Raw genomic sequence first — 4,564 nt, 5'->3', positions numbered from 1 at the left:
CTGCATAGAGGAACGCCAAAAAGAAAAGGCGGCCTGAAGGCCGCCTTTTCAAAGCTCAAGTAAGGCTGACGCTTACGCGTTCTTGCGCGCCCGGCCATTCACCCAGCCCAGGCCGAGCAGTCCGGCGCCGAGCAGGCCCAGCACACCGGGGACGGGCACTGGTACGTTGTTGAAGGCAATGTTGCCAGAACCATTGATGATGATGTCATTCTTGGTGGCGAACGGTCCCCCGACCAAGCCGCTAATGCCGGTGTTCACGCCGTTGAGGTCGCCACTCGTGAACCACTCGCCTTCGTCATCAAAGTCTCCATCGTTATTGAGGTCGCCCGCAAAGGCGGCGCCACCCCACACCGTCGGGTCATACGAAGTGACCCGGAACAGCACATCGAAGTCACCACCCAATAGGCCACCGGAGACGTGGAAGCCACCGATGGTAAGGACGCCACTCAGGATCGCGATGTCGTCAGTGGTTGTGCCACCCACTGCGGTAGTCTGGTTTGGATCCCCCGGTGCGGCCGCTACCGACGTGGTGTTTTCGTCGCGATCGATGTAAATGGTCAGGTTAAAGGTGTCAAACGTGCCGTCGATTCCAACGAAGCCCGGACCTGGCACCACGGAGCCGGTGGCCGTGAAAACGCCGTACATCTTGTAGCCAAGGCCAAAGCCCAGATTCAGTGCGGTGCCAAGTACGGGCGTGCCCAGAGGGTGCTGGAAAGCGGAAAAGAAGGCGACGCCTGTCTCGACAAAGCTGGCCGAAAATGCACCGGTGTTGGTCTGGTCGACATCGGCTGTATATGAGAAGTCGATCGCCGACGCTGTGAAGGTACTGGCGATACTGGTTTCAAACCCGTCGGGGTTGAAGGTGAACTCCTGGCCGTCGAAAAGCGTGAATCCGCCGATATGAGCGGCATTAGCTGAGAAGCTTGTGAGCCCCAGGGTCATCAGCCCAGCTGCGAGTGCGATCTTGCAATTCATTAGCGTCGTCTCCTTCGTGGACCATCGCCTATCGACGGCTTTACGCTTGTTAGCTAATCAAGCACCGTGCCAAATGGTCATTAAAATACATAACTTACTAATAATTATGAAAGTTATAATAATTTTTTCGGGCGATATTGGCTGTTCCGAACTGACGGTTCCGCGTTTTGTAAAGAAAGCTGACTGACTGAGGAGGTACAGGCGGAGGCACGGGCGCCGCTTTGCACGTGAGAGGCCGGAGAATGGACTATGAATAGATTCATCATGATGATAATAAAAAGAAAAAGTTTAAATTTACGAGCTTGTAAAAAATACTGACAGAGCGCGGTCAGGGTGTTTTGCGACGACCATCGGCCACCAGCAGCAAGGCGGGTAGCAACAACAGGTCGAAGCTCACCGCCACCAGCAGGCCGACGCCGGTGAGGAGCCCGAACTCACGGCTGGGGATGAAGGCCGACAGGCCAAGCAGCAGAAACTGCGCGCCGAGGATGATGCTGGTCGCCAGGCAGTCCGGACCGGTGCGCCGCAGGGTGCGGGCAAGTGCGAATACGGTTCCGGCACCGGCCGCGCGTCGGCTGCGGTAGCCTTGATATAGGTAAATCGTGTCATCGACCGCGATGCCGGTGGCGACGCTGGCGATCAGCGCCGTGGCCATGTCCAGCCAGATGCCAAGCGTGCCCATGAGCATGAAAGTGAGGGCGATCGGCGCCGCGTTCGGGATCATGCACAGCGCAGCCGCGCGCAGCGAGCGCCACAGGATCACCAGCAGGCCAAATACCAGCGCCAGCACGGTCAGGCCGCTGCTGATCTGGCCGCGCATGAGCAGCCGCTCCTGGTCGGCAAACATCCGTCCGGCCCCGGCCAGCTCCCAGCGCAGGGCGCCAGGGGGCTGTTGGGTGAGATGCGTTCGCAGCCGGGCCATGAAAGCGTTGATCTCGGCACTGCCGCGGGTGTTTAGCTTCATCCACAGGCGAGTGCGCTGAAAATCCCGATCGACCAGGTCGTGCAGATCCCGACCGTCGTATATCAACAGGTATTGGCTGATCAGGTCGCGCCGGTCGGGCAAGCCGCGCGGGGCTTCACCACCACCCCTGAATGCCCAGTGCATTTCGGTTATCAGGTCTGGCAGCGACAGGGTGTAGTCGACTTCCGGCTGTTGCCTGAGCCAGACCTGGGTGGCAGCAATGGCGCGCAGGGCGGCCGGGTCGGTCAGGCCGTCGCGGTCGGCGGCGTCGAACACGACTTCCAGGGCTATGACGCCGGACAGACTCTGTTCGATCGCGTGGGTGGCCTGGGTCAGCGGGTGGCTGTCGGGAAAAAACTTATACAGGTCGGTCTGGACGCGGATGTTGGCCAGTTGTGGTGCGCCTGCCAGCAGCAGCACGCCAAAGCTGCCGAGTACCCAGCCCGGTCGGCGCAGGGCAATTCGGGTCGTGCGACGGACCACGGCATCCAGCCGGCGCAGGCCAAGGTCACTGACGCGCCAGGGCCCGCGGTCGAAGCGCAGGATAAGGGATGGCAGCAGCCACACGGTGACCAGGTAGATAACGGCCACGCCAACGCCCCCGGCAATGCCAAAGTCGGTAATCGGGCGGATGGGGGTCACCGCCAGCGACAGCAGGCCGGCGACGGTGGTCAGCGCCGCGAACAGCGCCGGGCGACGCACGTGATTGATGCTGTCGAGCACGCGTGCGCGGGGCGTGGGCTGGCGCTGATTGGCATGCACCACGCCGCTGAACAGATGCATCAGCGCCGCGGTACTGAGCGCCAGCAGCAGGGGCGGCAGCATGGAGTCGACCAACGTAAACGGCTTGCCGCTCAGGGCAAGCACCGCGACGCTGCTGCCGGTAACAGCGGCAAACGTCAGGCTGGCCAGGACCACCACCAGCCGGCGACGAAACATCCACCACAACAAGCCAAGTCCCAGTGCGGTGGTGATGGGAGTAAAGGTCGTGCCGTCTGCGATCATCGACTTCAGTTGCGCGGCGTCAAGCGCGACCCGTCCACCGATCGCTGCGAGCCGAGGATCAAGCCCAAGCTGGGTGATGGTGTCGCGCAGCAACAGTTCGAGCAGCGCCCGCTGGCGGCTATCGCGCAGCTGGTGTGGGCGGACAATCAGCGCAAGCGTGGATCCGTCGGGCGCCACCAGTAAACCTGGCGCAAAGCGATCGGCCAGGGCGCGGCGGCGCCATTCGGCAGCAGACTTGGCGCCGGCTTCCCGCAAATTGATCAGGGGCGCCACGCTGAAGCCATCGGTGGTTGGCGCGATGTGGTCGGCGCTGGTGACGCTGAGCACGCGTTCCACCAGCGGCGATTGCTCGAGCGTGTCACCCAGTTGCTGGATTTTCTTCAGCGTGGCGGTGTCCCACAGTGCCGGCCCACCGAACAGGGCAACCAGTACCTGGTCCTCGGGAAACTGGCGTCGCAGCTCCTGGTTGAACACCACGGCGGGCGCAGTGGTCGGGAGGTAGGTTTCGGGCGAGTTGTCGAGTTTCAGACGCGGCAGCGCCGCCAGCGGTAGCAGAATCAGCGCGGCCAGCAATGCGGCCGCAAACCGCGGCCGATCAAGCATCCAGCCGCTCAAAGCTTGCTCCGCCAGCCCAGCGTGATACCGGTATTGTCGTGGAAGAAGCCGCCAAGGGTGTCCTGCGTGCCCCTGAAAATATGGGCGGCGATATAGAACTGGTGTGGCTCCGCGAACACATAGCGCAGCTCCGGATTGACGTACACGTCACGCACATTGAGGCCAAGTGCGTAGCGGGTTTCGAATTCCCAGCGCCGCTGGCCGAGCGGGAAGAACACCGAGCCATTGGTGAAGTAGCGTTGTCGCCGATCCAGCAGCGAGGACGGCCCGAACAGGTGTTTGGAACCCAGCTGCAGGTTGACGCGCAAGTCGCGGTCGCCGGGGTAAAACTCGGCGCCGATCACCGCATGAAGGGCGTTGACCGTGTCCAGGGCACCGTCGCCATCGGTGACCGGCGCAGCGCTCAGCCAGGCCGCCTCGGCGCGCCAGGTGGTGCGGCCGGTCACCGTGCCCGCGTCGGCGCCCAGTACCCAGGTATAGGGATGGCGGCCGACGAAGGTGTCTGCGGCCAGGGCGACCGCGCTGCTGACATCACTGCCGCCTGCAAGCGCTGTGCGCACCCGCGGGTCAAGCTCGTAATAGGGTGTGGAATGACGCACTCGCTGCGCGGACACAGCGTAGTCGAAGGCGGACAGTTCCTGGCTGTAGCGCAGGCCGCCGCCGCCGCTGCCCGAGCCGTCGTCGTCAAAACGCCCGGCCTTGATCAGCGCGGTCTGCAGCGCGTTGCTGGGCAGGCTCAGGAACCGTCCGTCGCGACGGTTTACCGGGTGCCAGGGGCTGGCCTCGTCCGGCAGCTCGGCGGGTCGGAAGGCGGGTATCCATACCAGATCGAGCTTGCCCGGCAGACCGAACCATTCGGCGCGGACGGCCGGTACGGTGCGCCGCCGTTGCGGCAGTCGATCCAGCGCCATGCGGGTGAGGTCGGTGACCGACATATGGTCGGTGGGCGGGATCTCGTCGACTCGGCCCCACAGCACGCGCTGCGCGCCCATGGTCAGGCGAAGG

At 63.2% G+C, this 4,564-nt stretch carries 3 protein-coding genes; all 3 read right to left on the bottom strand.

Annotation, left to right across the window (positions count from 1 at the left end; all coding sequences use genetic code 11):
* Positions 1-72: 72 nt before the first annotated feature.
* Positions 73-975, bottom strand: coding sequence for a flocculation-associated PEP-CTERM protein PepA (gene pepA, locus ABZF37_RS13665; RefSeq protein WP_372720850.1), 903 nt, complete (start codon positions 973-975; stop codon positions 73-75).
* A 328-nt stretch (positions 976-1,303) separates the two neighbouring features.
* Complete coding sequence (locus ABZF37_RS13660; protein WP_372720852.1) at positions 1,304-3,547, bottom strand: RND family transporter; 2,244 nt, start codon at positions 3,545-3,547, stop codon at positions 1,304-1,306.
* An 8-nt stretch (positions 3,548-3,555) separates the two neighbouring features.
* The coding region (locus ABZF37_RS13655; protein ID WP_372720848.1) for a hypothetical protein at positions 3,556-4,564 on the bottom strand (1,009 nt) is incomplete at its 5' end.

Source organism: Immundisolibacter sp., from assembly GCF_041601295.1.
GTDB lineage: Bacteria > Pseudomonadota > Gammaproteobacteria > Immundisolibacterales > Immundisolibacteraceae > Immundisolibacter.
The sequence above is the reverse complement of the archived record's forward strand: the minus strand, read 5'-3'. Positions and strand labels throughout refer to the sequence as shown.